Source organism: Mycobacterium sp. SMC-2, from assembly GCF_025263485.1.
In the GTDB taxonomy this organism is placed as follows: domain Bacteria; phylum Actinomycetota; class Actinomycetes; order Mycobacteriales; family Mycobacteriaceae; genus Mycobacterium.
In genome coordinates this window covers 3,515,409-3,541,811 of sequence record NZ_CP079863.1, presented here as the reverse complement: position 1 = coordinate 3,541,811, position 26,403 = coordinate 3,515,409, and the positions used below count along the sequence as shown (strand labels likewise).

The following is a 26,403-nucleotide window of genomic DNA, read 5'->3' as shown; positions in this document are numbered from 1 at the left end:
GCCCTTATTGCTGCTTCCGCGATCGCTTCATCAGCATCGCCGTACCGAACACGCCCCCGCCGAGCAGTAACGCCCCGAGCAAGCCTCCGCCGGCCACCCACACTGGCACCATATCCCGGCGCGGGGCGGGCTTCGGAATGTCCAGCGGCGCCGAAAGCTGCTGCGGCGGCTTCAATGGCCCTTCGGGGACGTCCCACGTCAGTGCCGCCACCGGGTCGACGATGCCGTGGCCGACCTGGTTGTCCACGCCGCGCGCCGGCGCGCGCGCGGTCCGGGTCAACCGGTTGATGACCTGGTACGCCGACAGCTGGGGGAACTTGGCGCGGACCAGCGCGGCGATGCCGGACACGATCGCGGCCGAGAAGCTGGTGCCGGACGGAACCAGCAGCGTGTTGTCGGGTCCGTCAATCGCGTTGATGACGCCGTCGTCCCGCGGGGACAGCCCGACGACGTCGGTGCCGGGCGCGGCGATGCCCACCCACGGACCGGCCACGCTGGTCGATGCCTGACCCTGGTTGCCCTGGCTCAACGGCCGGCCATCTTCGTCGACCGCGCCCACCGTCAGGACGTAGTCGCTGAACCAGGACGGCGTCACGACGGTGGTGACCGAGCTCCAGTTGCGAGGATCGTTGGGCTGCAACGGATCATGCGGCGGGTTCTGCTTGCAGTCCTTCTTGCTGGTGTCACCGGCCGCGGCCACGATGACGGCGTTCTTGTCGACCGCCGCGTAGCGCACCGCCGCACCCAGGGCCCGCTGGTCGATGATGTTGCGCGCGCTCATGCAGGTCACATCCGAGATGTTGATGACCTGCGCGCCCATGTTGGCGGCGTGCACGATCGCCCGCGCCATGGTCTGGACGCCGTCGATCTTCGCCCGCGTCTGCGGGTCTTCGTCACCGGTGTAGGCGTCCTTTAGGCCGAAGGCCTGGCTGGACTGGCGGATGGCGATGATGTCCACGTCCGGCGCGACACCGCTGAACGCGTCGGGGCCGGTCGAGGGCGCCGGTGGCGGAGGTGGCGGCGGGTCAAGCGGGCGCGGGTTGTCGACGCCGACCACGTGGCTCCCACCGGAGTAGCTGGGTATCGTCACCGTGCCGCCGCCGTGGTTGCTCGCCGGGGCTTGCCCACTCTGCGGCGGTCCCGGAGGCGGCCCCGCAGGTTGCTGTGCTGGTGGCGGCGCGGGTGCCGGCGGCAGCCCGAACGGTCCCGGAGGCGGCGGCTCCTCGGTCGGGGGAACCATCGTCACGGTCTGCGGCAGGGGCGACAAGGTCACCGTCTGGGGCGGCGGCGCTTTCGGTGGCGGTTCGGTGGTGGGGATGGTGACCGGCCGGCGCGGCGCCGCCGGCGGGGCCGCGACACCGCTGGCCGGAGCGGCGCCGATCATCGAGGCCACCAGAGTCCCGTGCGCATCGCAGTCCGACAATCCGTCGCCGCCCATGACGTAATCCCCGCCGGGGATCAGGTGCGGAAACCTGGGATGCGGACTCACCCCGGTGTCGATGACGGCCACCTTCACGCCGGCACCACGGCCGAATTGCCATGCCTCCTGCAGGTTCAGCATGTCCATGTACTTCGGCTGCAGCCGGAAATCCGTGCCGGGCAGCACACCGACCTCGGTGCAGTACGAATTCTGCTTCATCGGCGCCGGCGGCCCGGGCGGACCGTCAGGCGGCACCGCACCCGGATCGATCGTCGGCGGCGAGATCGCGTAAGCGGGCGGTAAGCCGGCCAATGCCCCTGAGGCGAGCAAGACTGCGGCGAGGGCCGCAGCGGACGCGCGCCCTCGCCACACCGTGCTACTACCGGTAGCGGATTGCTGCATAGACATTCATCAACCACAATGCCAGCGGGAAAATTGGCATCAGGCAGAGGTATTCGATCCATTCCACGAACTTGCGGAACAGCGGGCTGTAGATGGTGTTGGGCACCACGGCCGCGGACGTGAGGCCGGCCGCGGGCAGCAGAACCAGTATCGCCGCGCTGATCGACACGGCCAGGGGCGACTGCAACACGAGCGCGTACCGCGCCACCACCGCACCGACGATCAGGACGGCGGTCACGGCCAGGGTGATCGCCTGCCAGCGGTCGACGTAGGAGCGTCCGCGCAGCATCAGGAACCCGGCGCTGAAGCCGGCCAGCAATAGCGGCAGCCAGCGTTGGCCGGTGTGCGGATCCGACAACCCCGCCAGCGAGACGACCATCAGCACGCCAAGCCCGATCAACAGGCCCGTCAAGAATGAGCGTGCGCGTTCGGCCTGTACCAGGACATCACGAACGGACGCTGGGCCCTCGAGGACCGGCGGACCACCGTCCGAGCGGACCACAGTGGTGGGGAGGTCGGGCCGCGCCTCGAACACCCACCGGCTGGTCGCCGAGGGGAACACGGGCAGACGGATGCCGGCCAACCGGCGCGAGAGCGCCGGCGCGGTGTGATAGATCAGCACGCACACCAGGACGACGCTGGTCAGCAGCGTCACGGCGCTGGTCATCGCGACCATTCGCGCCAGGGCCGCGAGGGCCGTGACCATGCTGACGGTGATGAGCGCGGTGTAGAGGCCCAGCCGACGCCCGGTGAAACGCACGGCCAGCATCGCGGCGATGGTGAGCACGCCGAAGCCCAGCACAGCGTGTGGGGACCCCAGTCCCCCGGGCGGCGCGGCGGCCGCGGCCACCGTCAGGGGCGCCAGCCCGCTCAGCAGCATGATGTCGGCGATGCGGCGATCCTGGTCCGTGCGCGCCCGCATCAGCAGCATCAACGCAACGCCCAGCACCACCACGGCGATCACCGCGGAGTACGCCGTCGGCAGCCAGGAGTTGTGGTGCCACCGGTACCAGAGCAGCAAGCCTGAGGCGGCGGTCACCCCGCCGGCCACCATCGACGCGCCGACCTGTACGGCGACGACCGGGTCGATCGCGGCGAAGCGCTTGCTGAGGTTGGCCGCGACCGCGGTCGAGATGTGCTCGATGACCTGCGAACGATGCTCAGTGTCCTGGATGAACCGGATCCACAGCCGGTCGCCGTCGTAGACGTCCTGTTCGGTCAGCGACTGGGTGGCCCGCAACGGGGTGCCGTCGACCAGGCAGAGCGCCCACCTGCCGCGACCCGTGGCTTCCAGCGGGGTCTCGCCGAGTTCCCTGAGCCGGCTGTTCACCACCTTCAGCAGCGGCTCGGTCATCACCGAGACGGGGGCGTTGGCGTCCAGCAGGACGCCGATCTGTACGCCCGCCCCGGCCATAACGCCGACCACGACCGCCCGAGGCTGTGAAATACCTTCAACGTCAGGCTGTAGCGCTTCAACTACCGCAGTCATCGCTTTGAACCCCTTACCGTCGTGAATGTGTGACCCCGTGCCGCCAGCCGGGCGGGAGACTGCGCCTGCCTACTTTCCGGGGCGCTGCATCCCCTGGGAAAGTTGAGCGCGACTATTCCGAATTCCATCTCGCCCGCCTCGTGATTAAAACTTTGGTGACCGTGCTTTGAGATTTGCTGAATCTCTTAGAGAAGTATGCCGTGCTCGCAGCTCAACCGCATGTTGAGTGCAAAGGCATTGGTGAAGTTTATGTTTCGTAATCTCAGACCCTGCTGTGGGTTTTCCACTCGCCGTATGGGAGCGTGTCCAGTACGGTCTTGACGCCCACCTGCACCAACTGCGGGGTCGCTGGGCAGATGGCCAGCCAGGCCTCCCCCGATCCGGCCGTCCGCGCCTGTTGGTACAGCGCGATGCGGCCACCGGACCCGTCTTTGAGCGACAGCACCGAGGCGCTCGGCCCCTTGGCGTCGTCCCGGTACTGACGCGCGTACACCGCGCATTCGGCCGCCGGATCCGAGAGGGCCTGGCCCAGCGCGGCCACCGTTGCGGCGCTGATGCCCATCCGGCGCAGGTCACCGCCTGAAAATACGTTGAAGCCCGATTCCTGCCACGACTTCGTCGCTTCCAGCATCTCTTCCAGCGGGACGTTGACCGCATTGATCGCCGCGGGCTCGGCGTGATGTATCGACTCCAGCGCGTCCAGAACCAGGGACGCGATCGAAGCGCTGTCGGCGATGGCGACGTCGTCGACGGTGATGTCGCCGCCCACCCGCACCGCCGAGACCCAGTGCTGGCCGCGGCGGGCGAGCACCACCCGGAATTCGTTGTCCGGGATGTCGCGTGACCCGGGTGGCTGATTCTCGTCGTCGACCACGCCGTAGAGCAGCTTGCCCCGGGACAGCAGGGCGATGACCTCGAGGTCGGGCGCGGCCAGCACCCTCATCCGAGCGGCCACATGTTCATTCACCTGGTCGTTTTCGACGATGCCCTGCTCGCGCATCACCGCCATGCCGGGATGCTCGTTGAGCCAGTCGCTCGAGTCGGTGGAAACATATGGCCGGCACCGCAACTCCGGGGCGACGTGCCGAATGTCCAGGAGGGCCTGGAGCATCCAAAAACCGTCGACGTTAACGGTGATGTCGGTGCGGGCGGTCTGTTGGTCCATCACTACCTCAAGGGTTCAAAGTGCACGGTAACCGCAGGACGCGGCAGCACACCGACGGGTGGTGTGCTGCCGCGCCTGAAGTCGGGGCTAGGCCCAGCTGGACCCAACGGCGCTGTCGGTGCTGGCCATGTTGTTGCCGGCGCTCTGCACCTTCTGACCGTGGGCGTTGGCCTGCTCGTAGATCACCTGGAAGTTGCGACCCAACTGGGTGATGAACTCCTGGCAGGCCACCGAACCGGCACCGCCCCAGAAGTCACCCGCAGCAAGCACATCGCGAATGATGGCCTGGTGCTCAGCCTCCAAAGACGCGGCCTGGGCGCGGATCAAGGCACCGTGGGCGTCGACATCGCCGAACTGGTAATTGATTGTCATAACGGTCTCCTAATGTCTGAAATGGTACGCAGCCGCGGTTTTTAGCGCTAGCTGCTCAGGATTTGCTGCGAGGCCTGCTCTTGCTGCTCATAGTTGTTGGCGTCGCGGATCAGTCCGTCGCGCACTCCGTGGAGCATGTTGACGATGTTGCGGAAGGCCTGGTTGACCTGACCCATCGTGTCGTACGAGGTGGCCTGCGCCTGACCGCTCCAGCCGGAGCCGGCGATGTTCATCGAGGACGCCCACATCTTGCGGGCCTCGTCCTCGACCGTCTGGGCGTGCACCTCGAAGCGGCCCGCCATCGCCCGCATTTCGTGCGGGTCAGTCATAAAACGTGTTGCCATTTTGGCTGTCTCCTTAATACGTGATTACTCAAATACCTGGTGTGGTTACGACGAGGGCCGGACCGGTTACGCGCTGGCGAACCGCCGAGCCGAATGCAAAAGGATGATCCCCCCTTCCCGTCACCCGGCGGCCACCGGTCGCTGTAACGGTGAGACGGACGTCAAACCCGAACCCCGGCGTTTGAGTTGTCCGGCCGTCAGCCCCGAGATCATCGATAGGTTGGCGGTCTGGTGGGAGCTCACGCCGACGACGTCCTGTCCCAAACGATCCGCCAATCCGATCAGCCCGCAGCAGCTGCGTTAGCGGCTTCGGTCGCAGCGTACGAGCCCGAACTCATCGACAGAGTGTTCACGAATGCCTCGTGAATGGCTGCCGCCTGGGCGCTAACCGCCTGGTACATCTGCGCGTGCGCTGCAAACTGCGCCGCCGTCAGCGCCGACACCTCGTCGGCGGCAGCGGGCACAACCCCGGTCGTAGGGGCCGCAGCAGCCGCGTTCTGAGCGCTCAGCGTCGAGCCAATGGCCTGCAAGTTTCCGGCCGCCGCAGCCAACGCCTCCGGCTGTGTGGTCACGAACGACATACTTGGTTCCCTCCTAGTTCAATCCCCGACCCTGCAGAGAGTAGATGACGGCGACCCTTGAAGCCCTTTCGGAAGCCGCCTGTTTGCAACTGTTCACTTGACGGTAGGACGAATTCACTTTTGGTAACGCCACAGTAACAGCGTCTGGCCCGGATTATCTCGCTCCACCGCGATCACAGCAAACCCCTGACCGCCCGACTAGGAAAAGTTGCTGGTACGCGTGTCCCAGAGTCCTGCAGAACGGGGCACCGCGACAAAAATGTTGTTTTCGGTTATTTCCTTCCCCTCCCCGCGCGGGGTCACGACCTCCCGAGTGTCGCTGATCTGAAGGCCTTCCTCAAGGTGCTTTGGGCCCCTTCAGCCGGGGTATTTCGGCCCTATTTAGCCGGAACAGAAGCACTGCGCCCCGCCGCGACCCGGTTCATGGCGACCGGAGTCAACGCCGGCTCCCTCCGTTGGTTTCGTGGATCGTTGTGCGCTCGATGTCGGCTGCGGCCTGGCGGCGGCGTGGATGGTCAGCCGGCAAACGGTGGCCGGGCCATGACGGTGGGGCGGAATCCGTATCGGGGGCCGGCACCGGCGTGGGTGCTCGAGCCGACACCGGCCAGCGGCATGCCACCGAGCAGGTTGCCCGCTCCACCGGCGCCCTCGGGGGCGGCGCTGATCGCGCTGACCGGGATGGCCGCATGCCCCATCGGCGGGACCGCAGGAGCCCCAGTCCAGGCCACCGGCACCGAGAGCTTGCCCCCGATAGAGGCCGCGCCACCGATAGCGGCCGCCGGGTGCACGGCTCCAGCACCGCCACCGAGCAGACCACCCAGCCCGCCCAGCCCGGGCAGCGCCTTGGCCGCCGCCGGCGCCGCGCCACCGATCGCGCCCACCGACTTGGCGATCTGCACGAAGTTGTTGCCCATACCGATGCTGAAGTACGGCAGACCCTCGGTGTTATAGAACAAGCTGGCGAACGGACTGTAACCGTTCACCGCAGCCCCCAGGTTCGTGGGGAAGGTGCTCTGACCGGTCAACAGGAACCAGATCTCGCTCAGCGCGTCTTGGGTCGTGGAGTTCGCGGTTAAGTTCGCCGCGTTCGTCGGCGCGGTCGTCGCCACCTTCTGCACAGTGTTGGCCGCGTTGCCCGCCGTGGTATTGGCCGTCGCGTTGGCCACGGTGGTGGCCTGGTTGGCCGTGCCCGCGTCGTTGGTGATCTTCGGCGCGGCCTGGAACGTCGTCATGCCCTTGGTCGCCGTCGTCGACTGCGCTGCGTAGCTGGACATCGCGCCGGCATCCTGGGCCCAGAACTCGCCGTACTGGGCCTCCAGCTGAGCGATCAACGGGGTGTTCTGCCCCATCACATTGGTCGCCCTCAACTGCTCGACCTGGGCCCGGTTGGCCGCGATCAACGGCGGCGGCACCGACGACGCCAACGCGGTCTCGTAGGCCGCCGCGGCCTCCTGCGCCTGGGTGGCCGCCAGCTCGGCCTGCGCGGCCGTCGTCGTCAACCAATCCACGTACGGCTGGACCGCCGCGGCCATCGTCGCCGACGCCGGCCCCAGCCACTCCTCGCTGGAAAGCGAGATGATCACCTGCTCGTAGCTTTGCGCCGCCGCAGTCAGCTCCGCGGCCACCGCATTCCACGCCGACGCCGCGGTCATCAACGACCCCGAGCCCGGACCGGAGTAAATCCGCGCCGAATTGACCTCCGGCGGAAGCGCCCCAAAATCAAACACCAATCGCCCCTTTAACCCGTTGTGCCCGCGTGGCTCGAGTATTGGACGACGATAATGCGATTCCGGCGGGCCGATCGGCCCCGATTCCATGCCCGCGGCGCTCAGCGGCCGCGGGTGTTGCTCGGATCGCTGGCGCGGCCGGGTTGCCGAAGTCGGCCGGGCGTCGAGCGGGCGGCGGCCTTGCCGGTCGTGAGCTGGAAGAACGCAGCGCCCGAGGATGACGGGACCCAGCGCGGGCCGCAGCGCTTTGGTCGCGGCCTGGCTCGGGCTCAATCGGTGGTCAATAAAATCCCATCGCGCATAAATGGATTTGGTGGTGTTCCTTTCCGCCGCTATCCGGCCGATGGTGGTCGGGTGAGCACGCTGTAGCGGAAGCCGTATTTGTGTGAGTAGCCCGCGGCCGCGCCGGCGCGCCGGCCGATGGCACCGGTGGGCATGCCGCGCAGCAGGGCATTACCCGGCGGGTTGGTCGCCCCGGCCGTCTGCACCGGGATGGCTTGGGCCTCGGCGGCGTTGGCCGGGCTGACCGCCGAGGTCAGGGTGGCCCACTGCTGGGGCACCGAGAGCCCCCCGACGTGGGCGGCCTGCCCGGCACCGGCGGTGACGGCCCCACCGCCGATGTTGCCCAGGTTGCCCAACCCCAACTGGGCGAACTGTGGGGTGGGGAACCACGCACCACCGGCACCGGCCGTGCTACCCCCGGGACCGAACACCAACTGCTGGGCGATCGAGGAACTGAACTGCGCCAAACCATTCGAGAAATACGCCAAGCCCGTGTTGCGTTTCAGCAGCGTGTCATAAAAGCCGGGGCTCAACCCGAGGTAGTTGTTGGTCGGAGTCGGCAACCCGTTTTGCAGGTTCTGCGTCGCGCTGGTGAGCCAGGTCAACGACCCCGGCTGCGAGGACGCCGTGGTCACCTGCGGTGCCGGGCTGGTGGCCAATTGCGCGCCGGCCAGCTGCGAGGCATTAGAGGCCACCGTCTGCGCGGAGTTGCCCGCCGGCTGCTCGGCGGCCTGAGTCACCGCCAACACCTGATCAGCGGCCCCGTCGGGGGTGGTGGTCTGGGGCGGGGTCTGAAAAGGCGCCAACTGCGAGGCCGTCGCTGACGCCGCGGCATAGCCATACATCGCCGCCGCATCCTGGGCCCACATCTCCAGGTACTGCGCCTCGGTGGCCATGATGGCCGGAGTGTTCTGCCCAAAAAAATTCGTCGCCACCAACGTCGCCAACAACACCCGATTAGCCGCAATCACCGGCGGCGGCACCGTCATCGCAAACGCCGCCTCAAACGCCGCCGCCGCCGCCCGACCCTGACTGGCCGTCTCCTCAGCCAACCCCGCCACCGCAGAAAGCCAACCCACAAACGGCACCACCGCCGCCACCATCGACGACGACGCCGGCCCCACCCACGGCCCACCCGTCAGCTCGGCAACCACCGACCCATACCCACTGGCCGCCGCGGCCACCTCCGCCGCAATCTCATCCCACGCCGCCGCCGCAGCCATCAACGGCCCCGAACCCGGACCCGCATACAAACGACCGGAATTAACCTCCGGCGGTAACGCCCCGAAGTCAAACACCGACGAACCGCCCCGGCTCGAACGACATGTGTTTCCCCGCGAGAGTTCTGGATGGCTGGCTTCAAGCCATCCGCTTGCTTGCAAAGGCTAGATCGCCGTCCCACCCCGTCGCTGCTCGCGCGGCGGCCGCCCCGGACGTCAAGGCATAGGCCGACACACCAACCGCGCGAATCACCCGGCGGTGCTCGACGCCTGGCAACCACGCGCCGACCTGTGGCAACGAGGCTTCAGCCGGATCGCCGTCGACGGGCGTCTCCGGGGGCGGCCCCCACGGATGGCCCGTGGGACGGGATAAAAATCCGGTCGCAAATAAAGCGCTCGCGACGTGGGCCGCGGGAGAGCTCCGACGGTGCGGCGGCGCGAGGTTTCCCGGCGTGCCTGCCGTTCGTCAGCGCGGCGCGAAACGCGCTTTAGCGCGGCGCATTTCGCGCGCTAAAGCGTGTTCCTACGCTGGCAAAAGCCGCCGACGACTATCCGGCGAAGGGTGGGCGGGCCATGACGGTGGGGCGGAATCCGTATCGGGGGCCGGCACCGGCGTGGGTGCTCGAGCCGACACCGGCCAGCGGCATGCCACCGAGCAGGTTGCCCGCTCCACCGGCGCCCTCGGGGGCGGCGCTGATCGCGCTGACCGGGATGGCCGCATGCCCCATCGGCGGGACCGCAGGAGCCCCAGTCCAGGCCACCGGCACCGAGAGCTTGCCCCCGATAGAGGCCGCGCCACCGATAGCGGCCGCCGGGTGCACGGCTCCAGCACCGCCACCGAGCAGACCACCCAGCCCGCCCAGCCCGGGCAGCGCCTTGGCCGCCGCCGGCGCCGCGCCACCGATCGCGCCCACCGACTTGGCGATCTGCACGAAGTTGTTGCCCATACCGATGCTGAAGTACGGCAGACCCTCGGTGTTATAGAACAAGCTGGCGAACGGACTGTAACCGTTCACCGCAGCCCCCAGGTTCGTGGGGAAGGTGCTCTGACCGGTCAACAGGAACCAGATCTCGCTCAGCGCGTCTTGGGTCGTGGAGTTCGCGGTTAAGTTCGCCGCGTTCGTCGGCGCGGTCGTCGCCACCTTCTGCACAGTGTTGGCCGCGTTGCCCGCCGTGGTATTGGCCGTCGCGTTGGCCACGGTGGTGGCCTGGTTGGCCGTGCCCGCGTCGTTGGTGATCTTCGGCGCGGCCTGGAACGTCGTCATGCCCTTGGTCGCCGTCGTCGACTGCGCTGCGTAGCTGGACATCGCGCCGGCATCCTGGGCCCAGAACTCGCCGTACTGGGCCTCCAGCTGAGCGATCAACGGGGTGTTCTGCCCCATCACATTGGTCGCCCTCAACTGCTCGACCTGGGCCCGGTTGGCCGCGATCAACGGCGGCGGCACCGACGACGCCAACGCGGTCTCGTAGGCCGCCGCGGCCTCCTGCGCCTGGGTGGCCGCCAGCTCGGCCTGCGCGGCCGTCGTCGTCAACCAATCCACGTACGGCTGGACCGCCGCGGCCATCGTCGCCGACGCCGGCCCCAGCCACTCCTCGCTGGAAAGCGAGATGATCACCTGCTCGTAGCTTTGCGCCGCCGCAGTCAGCTCCGCGGCCACCGCATTCCACGCCGACGCCGCGGTCATCAACGACCCCGAGCCCGGACCGGAGTAAATCCGCGCCGAATTGACCTCCGGCGGAAGCGCCCCAAAATCAAACACCATTGACTCCTTTAGCCAGTCGCGGCCGCGTTGGCCGCCTCAGTCACCGCGTATGACCCCGAGCTCATGCTGAGGGTGTTGACGAACATCTCGTGAATCGCCGTCGCCTGGGCGCTCACAGCCTGATACATCTGCGCGTGCGCAGAGAACTGCGCCGCGGTCAGTGCCGACACCTCGTCGGCGGCGGCCGGCGCGACCCCCGTCGTTGGGGCCGCCGCCGCCGAGTTCTGCGCGCTCAGCGCCGAGCCGATGCTTTGCAGATTGCCCGCCGCCGCGGCTAACGCCTCCGGCTGCGTCGTGACAAACGACATCTAAACTCCCTCCCCGGCGGGCTTCCCGCAGGCATGGCTTACTGCTGAGATTAAGTGGTTCACGCGGAACCTCGCCTCCCTAGTGCCGAGTGTTCATTGGCGGACAACTTCCGTTCACCTGGGCTTTCCCTATCCGGCCGATGGTGGTCGGGTGAGCACGCTGTAGCGGAAGCCGTATTTGTGTGAGTAGCCCGCGGCCGCGCCGGCGCGCCGGCCGATGGCGCCGGTGGGCATGCCGCGCAGCAGGGCATTACCCGGCGGGTTGGTCGCCCCGGCCGTCTGCACCGGGATGGCTTGGGCCTCGGCGGCGTTGGCCGGGCTGACCGCCGAGGTCAGGGTGGCCCACTGCTGGGGCACCGAGAGCCCCCCGACGTGGGCGGCCTGCCCGGCACCGGCGGTGACGGCCCCACCGCCGATGTTGCCCAGGTTGCCCAACCCCAACTGGGCGAACTGTGGGGTGGGGAACCACGCACCACCGGCACCGGCCGTGCTACCCCCGGGACCGAACACCAACTGCTGGGCGATCGAGGAACTGAACTGCGCCAAACCATTCGAGAAATACGCCAAGCCCGTGTTGCGTTTCAGCAGCGTGTCATAAAAGCCGGGGCTCAACCCGAGGTAGTTGTTGGTCGGAGTCGGCAACCCGTTTTGCAGGTTCTGCGTCGCGCTGGTGAGCCAGGTCAACGACCCCGGCTGCGAGGACGCCGTGGTCACCTGCGGTGCCGGGCTGGTGGCCAATTGCGCGCCGGCCAGCTGCGAGGCATTAGAGGCCACCGTCTGCGCGGAGTTGCCCGCCGGCTGCTCGGCGGCCTGAGTCACCGCCAACACCTGATCAGCGGCCCCGTCGGGGGTGGTGGTCTGGGGCGGGGTCTGAAAAGGCGCCAACTGCGAGGCCGTCGCTGACGCCGCGGCATAGCCATACATCGCCGCCGCATCCTGGGCCCACATCTCCAGGTACTGCGCCTCGGTGGCCATGATGGCCGGAGTGTTCTGCCCAAAAAAATTCGTCGCCACCAACGTCGCCAACAACACCCGATTAGCCGCAATCACCGGCGGCGGCACCGTCATCGCAAACGCCGCCTCAAACGCCGCCGCCGCCGCCCGACCCTGACTGGCCGTCTCCTCAGCCAACCCCGCCACCGCAGAAAGCCAACCCACAAACGGCACCACCGCCGCCACCATCGACGACGACGCCGGCCCCACCCACGGCCCACCCGTCAGCTCGGCAACCACCGACCCATACCCACTGGCCGCCGCGGCCACCTCCGCCGCAATCTCATCCCACGCCGCCGCCGCAGCCATCAACGGCCCCGAACCCGGACCCGCATACAAACGACCGGAATTAACCTCCGGCGGTAACGCCCCGAAGTCAAACACCTGTTCTCCTCAGTTGGCCGCGATCGCTGGCGATCTCGGCAGTCGCATCGGAATCAGTGGTGGCCGTGGTCACGGCTTCGTAAGCAATCGCCACCCGTACGTGCGTCGCTGACCGCCCGGAATCACCGACTCAGACCTCTCGCTCTGCCACCCCAGTCGGCGGGCCGAAGGGCGCATCCTGCCGCTCCCGAAGCCGGCGTCCAAATGTGGTTTGCCACCACGCTTCTCGTGTCGCTTGCCAGGGTGATGGGACCACCGTTTTGCCATGAGCATGGGACCGGTTGTTTCCGGTTGCTGGCCGTGGGGTGATGGTGACTGATGACCTGGCTGCTGGTCAATTCGGCTGGTCCGAATTGACCGGCTTTCGAGGACGGGGTTTCTGGCGTTGCCGGTAGGACTCGCCCTCGACGACGAGTTCGTAGGCCGCGGATTGGAGCCGGTCCATCGCCGACTGGGCCAGGAGTGGGTCGGCCATCATGGTGAGGATCTCCGGTGGTTCGCGGTTGCTGGTGATGACCGTTGATGCGGTGCGGTGGCGTTCCACGATGAGCTCGTAGAAGTCATTGGTCTCGGTGGCCTCAAGCCGGTGCAACGCGAGGTCATCGATGATGAGCAGCTCGACGCGGTGTAGTTTGCGCATCTCGTCTTCATAGCTGCCGTCTAGCCGTGCTCCGCGGAGGCGTTTGAACAGTTTGTCGGCGCGTTCGGTATGCACGCTGTGGTGACGTCGCACGGCGATGTGGCCTAATGCGTTGGCCAGGAACGTTTTTCCGACTCCGACCGGTCCCATGATGAGCACGTTGTAGGCGTCGGCCAGAAACCGCAGCGAGGTCAACTCTGCCCATAGTTGGCGGTCGTAGCTGACCGCGGCGGTGTCATCCCAGGCCTGCAGCTGCATCTGCGGATCCAATTGTGCTGTCTTGGCGCGGCGGGCGGCGGACTCGCGGTCGCGGCGGGTGACCTCATCGGCTAGCAGCATTTCCAGGAAGTCGTGGTGTGGCAGCCGATTCGATCGTGCCAGCGCGAGCCGTTCGGGCAGGGTGTCGAGCAGGCGGCCGAGCTTGAGGCGGCGCATCAGCGCTTTGAGGTCTGCAGACACCTCGATCGGCTTGACCGCGGGGGTGGCATCGGGGCGGCGGGTTGTGCTCATGAGGGCCTGCGCACCGCGAAGTCGGTGGCCGCGCGGACGAACCGCGACGCCTGCGGCGGGTTCGGGATCAGCGGCAGCTGTGCGCCGGCACCGCGGGTAAGCATGCGCTCGATCAGCCCGACGTCGATGACCTCGGCGTCCAGCGCGCGCTGGCAGGCGTCATCGACCGCGTCGGCGCCGTGGCGGCGCACCAGTCCCAGGAGTCGGTAGACCTGGCGCATCTTGGTCCACGGCAGCGGATGCTCCAGCACCGCCGCCGCGTAGGCGCCGACATGCTGCCCGTGTGCGGATGCCTTGCGCTGCAAGGTGTTGATATCTCGCATCGCATAGACCGACACCTCGGCCGGTAGATCAGCGGGGTCGGTATGGCGGCGTCCTGGCGCCATGACCGGATGGACCTTGATCAGCTCACCGCGCCAATACAGCTTCACCGTGCGCGCATCCACCCGGGCATCCAGCCGGCGCCCAATCAGCTCACCGGGAACGCTGTAGAGCGCCTTGGCGACCTGCACGTGCCGATCGGGAGCCACCTTGGGCCGGCTCCAGGTCGGGATGTCGAACACCTCGTCGGGTGCCGGTTTGAGGTGGGGTAGCTCGTCGGTGGCGAATACCTCGGCCGGGCGCAGCCGAGTGGTGCCGTGTATCCGCATCCCCGCCACCTGCCCACACCACTGCTCGGCTCGTGCCCGGCAGTCACTCAGATTCCGAAAGTCTTCTCCAGCAAAGAAATTCGACCGAACATATTGGACACAGCGCTCAACCCTAGGCTTGTCGCGCGGGCTGCGGATGCGGGTGGGGTCCACGACGAAGCCCCGCGCCTGAGCGTATTCGCGGAAGGCGTCATTAAGTTTCGGATCGGTCGCATCAGCCTTGTCGACGATGGCCTTCATGTTGTCGGGGATCGCCACCGCGAACACCCCGCCGAAGAATGCCCACGCGGCCTCAAACCCGGCGATCACCTCGTGAAGCGTCTGCCGGTAGGTCGGCCAGACGAACATGTGCCGCGAATACACCGCAGTGAAGATCAACCCCTGCACTACCCGCCGGCGGCCATCCGCGGCATCAGTGAGCATTCCGAGCCGACCGAAATCGACCTGCAGTTCAGCACCGGGCTCGCAATCGGCCACCGGCACCGTGGCCTGCCGAATCCCGAACCCCAATTCCGTTGTGGCATAGCGATGCAACGTTCGATACGACACCACCACGCCCCGACGCCCAAGCAGCGTGTGCACCTTCGTCAGAGTCAAGTCTTGCTTCAGCCACGCCTTGATCTGCTCGTGCTGGGCGGCGATGGTCTCCCAGGCCTGGCTCTTGCCGTTGGGCCGACTCGGCCGCACGCCGGCGATCACCGCCGCCAACAGCTCGTCGGTCAACTGACACCCGTCGCCGTCACGGTCCAGCCCGCACGCGCGGGCGCGGTCCACATACCGGCGCACCGTTTTGCGGTCCGTGCCCGATAACCGGGCCACCTCGCGCAACCCATGACCCTGCAGCCACAACCGCAGCATCTCCCTGACTTCGATCACCGACACCTCCCGGTAGCTCATTCGGCCAATACAGCGGCCGAGCAACCGGAAGCCCCCAACGCCACGCCGGGGTGGTCCCATAACTGGCAAAACAGCTAGCCAGATGGTCCCATCACTGGCAATCGGGTGGTCCCATGCTCATGGCAAAACCGGCGCCGAGCTGGTCCCTTATTCCTGGCAGCCGACACTTCTCGGACGTCTGGTCAGGAACAACGTGCACCTTTAGCCTCGATTGATCCCTGCTGTCAGCAACCGAGCGACAGTCCACGGTCTCCTGAACTGTCGCTCGCCAATGAGATTAGTTCGTTACCGGGGGTACGACCGACACGCGACGCCAACTGTTCATTGATGGCCAGCCACTGTTCATTCCCCGTCAGCCGCCGTTCATTTGCGGCAACTGATTGTTCATCCGCGATTTGCTTTGACGCGGTTTGACGTCGAGTTCGTCCCTCCCCGTGGGGAGTTGGGCCGGCCGTCAGTCCTCTTCGAGGATCAACGCCATCTCCGGGCAGGAGGCGACACCGTCGCGTGTCAACTGCTCGTCCTCGGGCCTTACCTCATGCTCTTCGAGGATCGAATAACCCGAGTCGTCTATGGGGAACAGATCCGGATCTACGGCGTAGCACTGGGCATGGCCCACACATTTAGATTGATCGAGACGAACCCTCATCAGGTCTCCTCCTTGCCCGGCTCCGCAGAATAAGCACGATTCCGCTTTACGAATCGAGACGGAGATCCTCGCTCGCTAAAGTGTAGAAGATGGTCGCCGAGCCAGGCCGGCCGTCGTAAGTCCCGCCTTTGGGGCTGCGGTCGGATTCGTGTTCTTTTGCGACACATGCGATATTGGGGCTCCTGCGATAATCGGTGCCCATGAGACGCCGCCGCGGCGGCCGGGCGAATGAGACAGACAAGCGGAGAGCCCATGAGCACTCCTGGCCAAAGCCAGCAAGCCACGTTCCACCTACCGCGGCTCGATTTCGCAAAGTTGCCGATGGCCGTGGACCGGGGCGTGGGGTGGACGGCGCTGCGGGACGCCGGCCCGGTGGTGTTCATGAACGGCCACTACTACATCACGCGGCGTGAGGACGTGCTGGCCGCGCTGCGCAATCCCAAGGTGTTCTCGTCGACGATCCTTCAGCCTCCCGGCCACCCGTTGCCTGTGCTGCCACTGGCCTTCGACCCTCCTCAGCACACCCGCTACCGGAAGGTGCTGCAGCCGTTCTTCAGCCCGCTCGGTCTGAGCAAATCCCGGCCGGTGCTGGAGCGGCACGCCGCCGAGATGATCGGCGCCCTTGCCGGCCAAGGCAAATGCGAAGTGATGGCGGATTTCGCCCACCTGTACCCGTTTCAGGTCTTCATGGACCTTTACGGCCTACCGATTCAGGATCGGGATCGCCTGATCGCTTGGAAGGACGCGGTGGTCAGCGACAAGCCCTACATCACCCAGGCCGATATCGAGAAGAGCGAGCAGCTGTTGACGTATCTGGCCGATGCGATACGGCAACGCCGGAAAAATCCCGGGTCCGACATGCTGTCGCAAGTCATGGCCAGCGACGGCAACTTCAGCGACCTGGAACTGCTGGGCATGAGCCACCTGCTGATCCTGGCCGGCCTGGACACCGTGACCGCGGCGATCGGCTTCTGCCTATTCGAATTGGCGCGCCGGCCAGAGCTGCGCGAGTTGCTTCGCGACAACCCAAGGCAGATCCGGGTTTTCATCGAAGAGATCGTCCGGCTGGAGCCGTCGGCGCCGGTGGCGCCCCGGATCACCACCAAATACGTCGACATCGGCGGCATGACGTTGCCACCCGGGACGTCGGTACGGTTGTGCATGGCCGCGGTCAACCGCGACGGCAGCGATGCCACATCCGTCAACGAACTCGTCATGGACGGAAAGGTCCACCGTCACTGGGGGTTTGGGGGTGGTCCACACCGTTGCCTGGGGTCCCACCTGGCGCGGATCGAACTGACCGTCGTCGTCGGGGAATGGCTCAGGCAGATTCCCGACTTCGAGCTGCCCGCGGACTACGTCCCCGCGATCAACTACCCCTCAAAGAGTTTCGCGCTCAAAGCATTACCGCTGAGCTGGGGCTGACCCAGCCAGCCCCGGCTCAGCGGTGTCCGTCTTACTTGCGCAACTCCGTCGCCGCGACCTGGACGAACACCCCGGTGTCCTCGGCCATCAGCAGGCCTCGACCACGGGGCAGCGGGCCACCCTTCATCTTGCCGCGGATGAAGCCCTCGTCCGGGTCGGCGTCCATCACCAGCAATGGCGCGTTCGCCTGGGCCAGCGCCCGCAGCATCGGGTCGCTGCCCGCCGAAGACCAGCCACCGAAGGTGCGCGTGACGAGCACGTGCAACCCGACATCGGCGGCCCTGGTGACCCAGGGGGCGGCCTTGTGCAGCGGCGAGTCGAAACCTGCCGGCAGCTGCTGGATGTCGTCGACGATCAGGAAGATCTCCGGACCGCTCCACCACGACCGCGACAACAACTCTTCGGCGGACAGACCGGGCGGCGGTTCGCGTCCGGCCAGGACCGCCGCCAGCTCTCCCATCATCGCCTGGACGCCGTCGAGGTTGTACGCGAACTTCTCGACGTAGTCCGGACCGAGCGCGGTCAGCAGCTGACGCCGCGGGTCCACCAGCCACACCTGTGCCGACGGCTGGCCGGCCGGCGGCGGGGGCGCGCTGCTGGCGCCGGGCGCGTACAGCCGGCCGATTTCACTCATGATGGTGGCCAGCGTGGTGGTGCGCCCACATTCGCGTCGACCCGTCACCATCAGGTGGGCGTTCTCAGCGAAGTTGAGGTAGACCGGCGACAGATCCAATTCGGAGATGGCCCATGCGATTCCGCCCGCGCCGACCCCCTGCCGGGTGTCCCGTGCGGCCAGTTCCCGCAACTGCTCCAGGTCGAACCGCGCGGGCAGCCGGCGCACCGGCGGCGCCTGAGCGCTCGTGAGGCGACTCACCGCGTCGATGATGCTGTCGGACTCGAACACGTAGTCAGGCGTGGTCGCGAGCGCGGGCCGCGCCACCAGCGTGTGCAGACCGGCCTGCGGGTCGGAATCGAGCCGGACGTAGTTGACCGCGACCATGCCGCGGCCCGGCTTGACCGGGACGTCCTTGGCGAACCGGGACCGCACCAGCTTGGCGTCCTCCACGGCGGCCAGTCGCAACTCGACCCGGGAGCCGAACCCGCTGCGCACCGGTGGCCGCAGCTCCGATTCGCGGTCGGCGGTGACCACCACGTGGACCCCGAACGAGGGGCCCTGGTTGATGATCACGTTGACCTGCTCGATCAGCACCTCGTTCTCTTCGGCCAGCGCCCGGTAGTTGTCCACCACCAGGTACACGTCGCCGAACCCGTCGTTGGGGACGGGGCCGGGTTCGCCGCCGAACTTGCGCCGGCGGAAGACCTCCATCGAGGCGATTCCGTACTCGAGGAAGCTGCGCTTGCGCTCGCGGACCAACGCCAGCAGTTCGGCGACCGTCCGGCGCACGCCGTACGGATCGGTCGGACCGGCTACCTCACCGACGTGCGGCAGCCCGGCGACCGTGGTCAACGCGGTGCTGCTGTAGGCCAGGCAGTAGAACTGCACCTGCTCGGGCGTGTGGGTCAGCGCGGCCGAGCAGATCAGGGTCTGCAGGGCGGTCGTCTTGCCCGAACCGCCGGCGCCCAGGATCAGGACGTTGGCGCCCGGACCCGAGGTGTCGACCGTCCACGGCGGCTGGTCGTGCTTGAAGGGCCGGTCGATGATCCCGATCGGGAACACCAGATCGCGTGCCGTGCCGTAGTCCTCCTGCCAGGGGTGACCGAGGAAGCGGTTGACCAGCTCGTCGATAGCGACGGGCTGGTTCAGCGGCGGTTGCCACAACCGGTACGGCTCGAACTCGATCTTGCGCAGCTGATCGATGATCACCGTGCCGACCTTGGGAACCCTGATCCCCTCGATGTCGTCGTCGACCGGCTCTTCGGCCTCGACCGGCTCGCCGTTCGTGAGCGCGGCCGGGGTGAGCTCCGGGCCGCCCACACTCACCTCGAGCGGGGTGAAAGAGTTGGTAAACAGTTGCGGGCGAACGTAATCGATGCTGTGCACCAACGCAGGCGCTTCCTCACCGTCCTCGGTGAGCCCGCGGGGGAAGTAGTCCCGCCACAGGAACTCGGCCTGGAACCGGACGATGTCTTCCAGGCTGCGCCGGAAGTAGCCCAGGCCCGCCTGCGCCGGCAGGTTCACCGCGTTCGGCACGCCGGCCGCCTGCGCCGCACCGGCGGTACGCGCTTTCAGCACCAGCCGGTAACCCATGTTCTCCATGAGCTTCTCGGCGCGGCTTTCGATGGTCTGCGAGGCCATCATCAGGTGGATCCAGTAGGCGCGGCCCTGCCGGCCGATCGAGTCGAGCACGTCGACCGCGGTCGGCATGATGCGGAACCACTCGTAGAACTCGTCGATGACCACCACGAGCATCGGCAGCGGCGCCATGTCCTGGCCGCGTGCCCGCATCCGGAGGCGGACCGCGTTGTACTCCTTGGCGTCGTCGACCCCGGCGCTGTCGCAGATCGCCTTGCGCCGGGCGATCTCGCCCCACAGGGCGTCCAGGAAGCGCTCCATCAGCGCCTGGTCCTCCTCCAGGTCGGTGATGATGCGCGACACGTGCGGGACGCCCGCGAACGGCTTGACCGCCGACCCACCCTTGAGGTCCGCCAGCACGAACTGCAGCTCCTCCGGCGGGTGGCTGAGCATCAGCGATTCGATCACGGTTCGCACCAGGGTCGATTTACCCGAACCGGTCGTTCCGGACATGACGCCGTGCGGACCGTCACCGCCCTCGTCCAGCGACTTCATGTCCAGGAACAGCAATTCGCCGTTGTCGGAGCGGTTACCGAACGGTGCCCGCAATCGCGACCGGCCCATCGTGTCGGTGCGGGCGCCCCACAGGGCCTCGAAGTCGATGCGGCCCGGGTCGTCGATTCCGTAGTAGGACAGGATGTCTCGGGCGCCGATGTGGGCCACCCGCTGGCCGATCTCTTCGTAGGCCTCGGCGAGCCGCCAGCGAGCCATCGCCTGGGCGAATTCCTCCGCCTCCGCGACGCTGATGTGGTCGGTCAGCGCGAAGAACCACGGCTTCTCGTCGATCACCATCCAGGTGTCGCGGTCGCGGGGCAGCGCCTCGATGACGCCCTTGTCGTCGAACCGCAGCGTGCGCTCGGGGACCGACGTCCACATCGAGGCGCCGGTCAGGTCGAAGAACGTCACCCCGTCGATGCCTTCGGCGCTGATGACGAACTCCCACTGGGGGTCGACGACGTCCGCGACGATCACCGTATGGGGCGTCGGAGTCTGCGCCGACGAGCTGGCGTGCCGGGGTGTGAAAGAGCCACGCCCGGCGAACAATTCGGATTGTTCGGCGGCGAACTCGCGCACCGAGCTGTAGACCATCCGCGCGTTGCCGGCGGCGTCCTGGCGCCGGGGGTCACCGAAGTGCGGAAGCCACTTCACCCAGTCCCACTCGTCCAGGTCCGAAGTGACCACGACCATCTGCACGTGGTCGGGGCCGTGCGAGAACGCCAGCTGGCAGATGATCGCCCGCATCAGTCCCAGCACCTGCTCGCGCTCCCCATCGAGCGAATACCAGGGCTCGACCAGCAGCGAGATCATCTTGGGCAGGTTGTAGACGACGCTTTGGTAGCGCCCGAATTCCTGCAGCGCCTTACCGGTCACCGGCTCCAGCTCGATGTCGGTCGGCATGTTCTGCGGCTCACCCCAGGTCACCTCGGGCCGCGTCATGCCGACGCCGACCCGGACCACACCGAAGTTGAGGTCCTTGCCGTCGGGCTTGCGCTCCCACATCCGTGAGCTTCCGACCGCGGCGGACAGCGTGGTGGGCGCCGGGTGGAACCACCGGTAGTTGGCGTCCATGCTGTCGGCCGACTCGTGGGCGGTCTCGCGCAGCATGTCCAGCATCAGCATGAACTGGGCGCGCATCGCGTCCAGCTTGGGCCGGCTCATCTGCTGCTGACCGCCGAACCGGCCGCCGAACATCATCATCGCGACGCCACCGATCATGAAGATCGGGAAGATCGCGCCGGCGCCGCCGAATACGCGCGAGCCGCTGCCGAAGACCATTGCGACCATGCCGATCAACAGACCGATCACCAGGACGCCGACGATGATCAGCCACACGGGCTTGCCCTCGGGTGGCGGAATGCTCAGGGGCGTCGGGAGGACGATGTTCTCCGGCTTGATGACCGGAGGCTTCTCCGGTGTCGGCCGCGCAAACCCGCGTTTCACTTAGGTACCGCCAATTCTGCTGGGGACATATCCATCGGGAGGGTGTCGTGCTGCACGAGCGCGTCCGCCCGCGACAAGGTCGGGCCTTGCGGGAGCAGCCGCAGCGCCACCCAGGGCGCCAGGCTCGGCGTGGTCTTCAGGCCCAACGCCTCACGCACGTCACGGGTGTCGTCGACCCCGAACCGTGCGCCCGCGTCGGTCAGCCACCACAGCGATTCGGTCGTCTTGGCGCCGGGGTCGTTGCCGGTGACGGTGACGAAGTTTCCGTAGTCCGGCCCGAAGTAGACCTGGTCGGCTACGCGTCCGGTGGTGTCGGCCTTGACCAGCGAGACCACCTTGTTCTCGTCCTTGGCCGCGATCGGAAGGCTCGCGCCGGACACGACCTGGATGCGGGCGCGGTTTTCACCGGACGTCTTCTGCCACCACCAGCAGGTGGCCGGGTTCTCGCGGATGTCCGCCACGTTGAGCGGGGCGTCCGGGTAGGAGGACAGGTCCAGCTTGTTGACCACCGGCATCTTGGCCAGGGCGGACGGTTCGACCGTCACCGGTCTGGTGTTGCCCGGCCCGGCGTTTTGCAGGATCTGGGCCACCAACGGCGGCAACGTCTGCACGCCGTCGGCCAGCACGAGCGAATACTGCTGCGGCCCACTGATTTGCGGCGTGACGATCACCGTGCCGATCGGGCCGGGGGCGCCTGGGAAGGACGCGGCCGCGCCCGCGTTCTGCACCTGCGGCACGGTCAGTTCCGGGCCCACCGGCAACGCGTCGAACAGGGCGCGGCTCATGGGCTTGGCCTGGCCGACCTGCTCCGGCGTCAGGCCCAGCGGCAACAGCACCGATCGGTTCGTCGCGTCGATTCGTGACCGGCGCCCCTCACGGATCACCCACGTGTCCCCGCCGTAGTTCAGCACCACGGCGTCGGACCCCTTCAGGACGTGCCGGTGGTTGCTGAGGTCGGGGTTCCCGTCGATGACGGTCACCGTCACCCCGGACGGCGCACTGACACCGGTCGAGGTGGCGACGGTGTCGCACACCAGCCACGACGACGTGGTCGGGCTGGTGGGGTGGAAGGTCGACGGCGCCCCGGGAATCCCCACCATCGGGCCGCGCGGCAGCGTGGCGATCTGGTTGGACTTGACCAGGTGCGGGTTGTCCGGCCGGCCGGTGATCAGGCGCGCCGACGCCAGGTTGAGCGCCGGGTACAACCGGTCGCCCACGCGGACATACAGCGCGCCGGAGTCGCGGTCGGCGATGATCGGCGAATCCCCGACCTGGCCCGCCGGGCTGAGGAAGGAGTACAGCAGGGCGCCCAGGCAGATCACCAGCGCCGCCGAGACCGACGCCACCACGGCCAGCGTCTGTCGCCGTCCAGGCTCGACCTCCATACGCACGCGCCACCGGGTGAGCGCCATAGCGGTGCGGCGAGCGAGGAACTGGTAGCCGGTCACCTGGGTCCGCGTCGACAACCCGAGGCCATACCCCGATCCGCGTTGCCCGCGACTCTCTTCCGCCACGTTAAGTCACCATCCGGTCTGCTAGAACGCCTGGATATTGTCGATGTAAATATGCGCTGTGCGCATTGCCTTTAACCCGTGACAACGGTAAGCCACCAGTGCGGGCCTCGCCACGCGGCGCTGATGGCGTTCGCTGCTACATGTCTTTATCTGCGGGTGTCCGGTCGTCGGCGGCTTGCCGGAGGCGCGGGCGCGCGCAACGTGCCAGACGCCGTTGAGCTGGCACTTTCCGATCCCCTGCCGATCCCCGCCCGGACTTTTCATATCTTCTCAGGGAATCGTAATCGCGAATGGCCCGCTCGTCCTGTTGAACGTGCGCCCTTCAGCGAACGGACTGCGCGCGATGCGCCGGCACAAGGGCGATCACGGTCGCCGCCCCTGCCCGATTCGTCGACCGGCGAATTCTGGCAGCAAGATGAGCGGTATGAGTGAGCTCGCACCCTCGCTGGCCGAACTTGCCCGGAGGTACGGCATCGCGACCGAGTACCAGGACTGGGTCGGGCGACGGGTACCGGTTCCGGCAACCACGCTGGTGGCCGTGTTGGCCGCGCTCGGCGTGGCGGCCGGCACCGAGCAGGAGCGCAACGTGGCGCTGACCGCACAGCTGCGGTCGCATTGGGCGCGCCGGCTGCCGGCCACCATCGTCGGTCGCACCGGTGAGCAGACGCGGTTCTGGGTGCACGTGACGCACGGCGATCCCGCCGAGGTCTGGTTGCAGCTCGAGGACGGCACGGTGCGCGGCGGGATCCAGCAGGTCGACAACTTCACCCCGCCGTTCGACCTGGACGGGCGCTGGGTGGGCGAGGCCAGCTTCCTCCTGCCGGCGGACCTGCCGTTGGGCTACCACCGGGTGCACCTGCGTTCCGGCGACGACGAGACGAGCACCGCGCTGATCATGACGCCGGATTGGCTCGGGCTGCCGGAGCGGCTCGGCGCCCGGCGGGGCTGGGGGCTGGCCGCCCAGCTCTACAGCGTGCGATCCGGCCAGTCCTGGGGAGTCGGCGATCTGACGGATTTGACCGACCTGGCGGTGTGGTCGGCGTCGCGGCACGGCGCCGACTACGTATTGGTCAATCCGCTGCACGCCGCGGCGCCAACGCGGCCCATGGAGCCGTCGCCGTATCTGCCGACGTCACGGCGCTTCGTCAACCCTATTTACCTTCGCGTCGAGGCGATTCCCGAGTTCACCGAGCTGCCCAAGCGCAGCTGGGTGCGCCGGCTGCGTTCCGACGTGCGACAGCGCGCCGCTGGACTCGACGCCATCGATCGCGACGGCGCGTGGGCGGCGAAGCGCGCGGCGCTCGAGCTACTGCATCGGGTGCCGCGGTCGGCGGGCCGCGAACTGTCCTATGCGGCCTTCCGCGCCCGCGAGGGTCGCGCGCTGGACGACTTCGCCACCTGGTGCGCCCTGGCCGAGAAGTACGGCGACGACTGGCATCGCTGGCCCGAGTCGCTCCAGCATCCCGACGCGCCCGGTGTCGCGAATTTCGCCGAAAACCACTCGGAGACGGTCGATTTCCATCGCTGGCTGCAGTGGCAACTCGACGAGCAGCTCGCCTCGGCGCAGTCGCAGGCGGTCCGGTCCGGCATGGCGCTGGGCGTGATGCACGACCTGGCCGTCGGCGTGCATCCCAACGGTGCCGACGCGTGGGCCCTGCAGGATGTGCTCGCGCTGGGCGTCACCGCCGGCGCGCCGCCGGACGAATTCAATCAACTCGGCCAGGACTGGTCCCAGCCGCCGTGGCGGCCCGAGCGGCTGGATGCGGAGGAGTATCGGCCCTTCCGGGCGTTGATCCGTGCGGTGCTGCGGCATGCCGGCGGCGTCCGCATCGACCACATCATCGGGTTGTTCCGGCTCTGGTGGATTCCCGAGGGCGCACCGCCCACCCAGGGCACCTATGTGCGCTACGACCATGAAGCGATGATCGGGATCGTCGCCCTGGAAGCGCACCGCGCCGGTGCGCTGGTCGTGGGAGAGGACCTGGGCACGGTCGAGCCATGGGTGCGTGACTATCTGCTGTTGCGCGGCTTGCTCGGCACCTCGATCCTCTGGTTCGAGCTGGACCGCGACGGCAACGGCGGTCCGCTGCCGGCCGAGCGCTGGCGGGAGTATTGCCTGTCCTCGGTGACCACCCACGACCTGCCGCCGACCGCGGGCTACCTGGCGGGCGATCACGTGCGGCTGCGCGAGTACCTCGGACTGCTCACCCGCCCCGCCGACGACGAGCTTGCCTCCGACCGGGCGGAGCTGGCGGCCTGGATGGCCGAGTTGAGGCGGGTGGGATTGCTCGCCGACGACGAACACGACGCGGAGAGCGTGGTTCTCGCCCTGCATCGCTATCTGGGGCGGACGCCGTCGCGGCTGGTGGGCGTCGCGCTGACCGACGCGGTGGGTGACCGGCGGACCCAGAATCAACCCGGAACCACCGACGAATACCCCAACTGGCGGGTGCCCCTGACCGGCCCCGACGGCCGCCCGGTGCTGCTCGAGGACGTGTTCACCGATGTCCGGGCGGCCGCACTGGCCGAGGCGGTGCGCAGTGCAATCGCGCCCGCGGCCGCCGAAAGCGCGCCTGTTAGCTTCTGAGGCCATGAAGGTCTCAGTCGTGGCCCCGGTCGCCGACGGCGTCACCGCGGATCCGGAGTGGATGGCGGCCTTCGCGGGCCACCTGGAACGGTGCGGGTTCGAGTCGATCGTTGTCGTCGAGCACACCGTGCTCCTGACCCGCTACGACAGCGTCTACCCCTACGACAGCTCGGGTCGCGTCGGGCTGGCCGCCGACTGCCCCATCCCCGACCCGCTCGATCTGCTGGCCTTCCTGGCCGGCCACACCACCACCCTCGGCCTGGCCACCGGCGTGTTGGTGCTGCCCAACCATCATCCGGTGGTCCTCGCCAAGCGTGCCGCCACCGTGGACGCGCTGTCGGGCGGGCGGCTGCGGCTGTGCGTGGGCGTGGGATGGCTCAAGGAGGAGCTCGAGGCGTGCGGCGCGGACTTCGACAACCGCGGCAGGCGCGCCGACGAGCAGGTGGCCGTCTTGCGGGCGTTATGGGCCGAGCAGCCACAGGGCGTGTCGCATCACGGTGAGTTCTTCAACTTCGACAATGTCATGTGCTACCCCAAACCCGTTGCTCGCGAACGCCTTCCGATCCATATCGGCGGGCACAGCCGGGCGGCGGCCCGCCGCGCCGGTCGCCTGGGAGACGGCTTCCAGCCGCTCGGCGTCACCGGCCCCGAACTTGCGTCGCTGATCGCGTTGATGCGTGCGGAGGCGTCGGCGGCGGGCCGCGATCCGGCGAACCTGCAGGTGTCACTGGGCCACGCGGTGAACAAGGTCGACGCCGAGCGCGCGGGCAGCCTCGTCGAGCAGGGCGCCGACCGGATTGTGCTGGCCATGCCGCCGACCACCGACATCGAGCAGGCCAAGGACGTGCTGTCGGCGTGTGCCCAACGCCTGTCGCTGACGGCGTGA

19 protein-coding genes are annotated in these 26,403 nt (G+C 67.6%); 3 read left to right on the top strand and 16 right to left on the bottom strand.

Translation table 11 applies throughout. The annotated features are described in order from the left end of the window. Positions 1-4: 4 nt before the first annotated feature. From KXD96_RS16490 to KXD96_RS16425, 14 genes are all read right to left on the bottom strand, one after another. On the bottom strand, positions 5-1,822 hold the full coding sequence (locus KXD96_RS16490; protein WP_260737575.1) for a type VII secretion-associated serine protease mycosin: 1,818 nt from the start codon (positions 1,820-1,822) through the stop codon (positions 5-7). Next, positions 1,800-3,311, bottom strand: a complete 1,512-nt coding sequence (gene eccD, locus KXD96_RS16485) for a type VII secretion integral membrane protein EccD (protein WP_260737574.1) — start codon at positions 3,309-3,311, stop codon at positions 1,800-1,802. Before eccD ends, KXD96_RS16490 begins: the two co-directional genes overlap by 23 nt. A gap of 262 nt (positions 3,312-3,573) precedes the next feature. Beyond that, positions 3,574-4,476 carry an ESX secretion-associated protein EspG gene (locus tag KXD96_RS16480; protein WP_260737571.1) on the bottom strand — a complete coding sequence of 301 codons (903 nt, stop codon included), beginning with the start codon at positions 4,474-4,476 and terminating at the stop codon, positions 3,574-3,576. 87 nt (positions 4,477-4,563) lie between these two features. After that, positions 4,564-4,848: a WXG100 family type VII secretion target gene (locus tag KXD96_RS16475; RefSeq protein WP_260737568.1), complete on the bottom strand. Its 285-nt coding sequence runs from the start codon at positions 4,846-4,848 to the stop codon at positions 4,564-4,566. A 47-nt stretch (positions 4,849-4,895) separates the two neighbouring features. Continuing rightward, entirely contained in the window at positions 4,896-5,192 is a 297-nt protein-coding gene (locus KXD96_RS16470) for a WXG100 family type VII secretion target (RefSeq protein ID WP_007168951.1), read from the bottom strand. 281 nt (positions 5,193-5,473) lie between these two features. Beyond that, entirely contained in the window at positions 5,474-5,773 is a 300-nt protein-coding gene (locus tag KXD96_RS16465) for a PE family protein (protein ID WP_007172607.1), read from the bottom strand. A 515-nt stretch (positions 5,774-6,288) separates the two neighbouring features. Next, positions 6,289-7,503 carry a PPE family protein gene (locus KXD96_RS16460; protein WP_260737510.1) on the bottom strand — a complete coding sequence of 405 codons (1,215 nt, stop codon included), beginning with the start codon at positions 7,501-7,503 and terminating at the stop codon, positions 6,289-6,291. Positions 7,504-7,832: 329 nt separating this feature from the next. Beyond that, on the bottom strand, positions 7,833-9,080 hold the full coding sequence (locus KXD96_RS16455) for a PPE family protein (protein WP_260737505.1): 1,248 nt from the start codon (positions 9,078-9,080) through the stop codon (positions 7,833-7,835). A gap of 470 nt (positions 9,081-9,550) precedes the next feature. Further along, positions 9,551-10,765, bottom strand: a complete 1,215-nt coding sequence (locus tag KXD96_RS16450; RefSeq protein ID WP_260737510.1) for a PPE family protein — start codon at positions 10,763-10,765, stop codon at positions 9,551-9,553. A gap of 8 nt (positions 10,766-10,773) precedes the next feature. Beyond that, the gene (locus KXD96_RS16445; RefSeq protein ID WP_260737506.1) at positions 10,774-11,073 is read right to left on the bottom strand and encodes a PE family protein; all 300 of its coding nucleotides are present in this window, start codon (positions 11,071-11,073) and stop codon (positions 10,774-10,776) included. 129 nt (positions 11,074-11,202) lie between these two features. Then, positions 11,203-12,450 (bottom strand): PPE family protein, encoded by a 1,248-nt coding sequence (locus tag KXD96_RS16440; RefSeq protein ID WP_260737505.1) that lies wholly within the window; start codon positions 12,448-12,450, stop codon positions 11,203-11,205. Between the two features lie 334 nt (positions 12,451-12,784). Next, positions 12,785-13,600: an IS21-like element helper ATPase IstB gene (gene istB, locus KXD96_RS16435; protein ID WP_260737101.1), complete on the bottom strand. Its 816-nt coding sequence runs from the start codon at positions 13,598-13,600 to the stop codon at positions 12,785-12,787. After that, complete coding sequence (gene istA / locus KXD96_RS16430) at positions 13,597-15,147, bottom strand: IS21 family transposase (protein WP_260737107.1); 1,551 nt, start codon at positions 15,145-15,147, stop codon at positions 13,597-13,599. The genes istB and istA overlap by 4 nt, the downstream gene beginning before the upstream one ends. A 454-nt stretch (positions 15,148-15,601) precedes the next feature. Then, positions 15,602-15,796 carry a ferredoxin gene (locus tag KXD96_RS16425; RefSeq protein WP_260737503.1) on the bottom strand — a complete coding sequence of 65 codons (195 nt, stop codon included), beginning with the start codon at positions 15,794-15,796 and terminating at the stop codon, positions 15,602-15,604. Between the two features lie 252 nt (positions 15,797-16,048). Here KXD96_RS16425 and KXD96_RS16420 point away from each other — a divergent pair, with 252 nt between their 5' ends. Beyond that, on the top strand, positions 16,049-17,221 hold the full coding sequence (locus KXD96_RS16420; protein WP_260737493.1) for a cytochrome P450: 1,173 nt from the start codon (positions 16,049-16,051) through the stop codon (positions 17,219-17,221). A 31-nt stretch (positions 17,222-17,252) separates the two neighbouring features. On the opposite strand, the gene eccCa is transcribed toward KXD96_RS16420, so the two are convergent. After that, on the bottom strand, positions 17,253-21,416 hold the full coding sequence (gene eccCa / locus KXD96_RS16415) for a type VII secretion protein EccCa (RefSeq protein ID WP_260737491.1): 4,164 nt from the start codon (positions 21,414-21,416) through the stop codon (positions 17,253-17,255). Then, positions 21,413-22,930 (bottom strand): type VII secretion protein EccB, encoded by a 1,518-nt coding sequence (gene eccB / locus KXD96_RS16410; RefSeq protein WP_260737474.1) that lies wholly within the window; start codon positions 22,928-22,930, stop codon positions 21,413-21,415. Before eccB ends, eccCa begins: the two co-directional genes overlap by 4 nt. 424 nt (positions 22,931-23,354) lie before the next feature. Between eccB and malQ the strand changes: the two genes are divergently transcribed. Together malQ and KXD96_RS16400 are read left to right on the top strand one after the other, a co-directional pair. Continuing rightward, positions 23,355-25,517 carry a 4-alpha-glucanotransferase gene (gene malQ / locus KXD96_RS16405; RefSeq protein WP_260737459.1) on the top strand — a complete coding sequence of 721 codons (2,163 nt, stop codon included), beginning with the start codon at positions 23,355-23,357 and terminating at the stop codon, positions 25,515-25,517. A 4-nt stretch (positions 25,518-25,521) separates the two neighbouring features. Continuing rightward, positions 25,522-26,403 (top strand): LLM class F420-dependent oxidoreductase, encoded by an 882-nt coding sequence (locus tag KXD96_RS16400; protein WP_260737455.1) that lies wholly within the window; start codon positions 25,522-25,524, stop codon positions 26,401-26,403.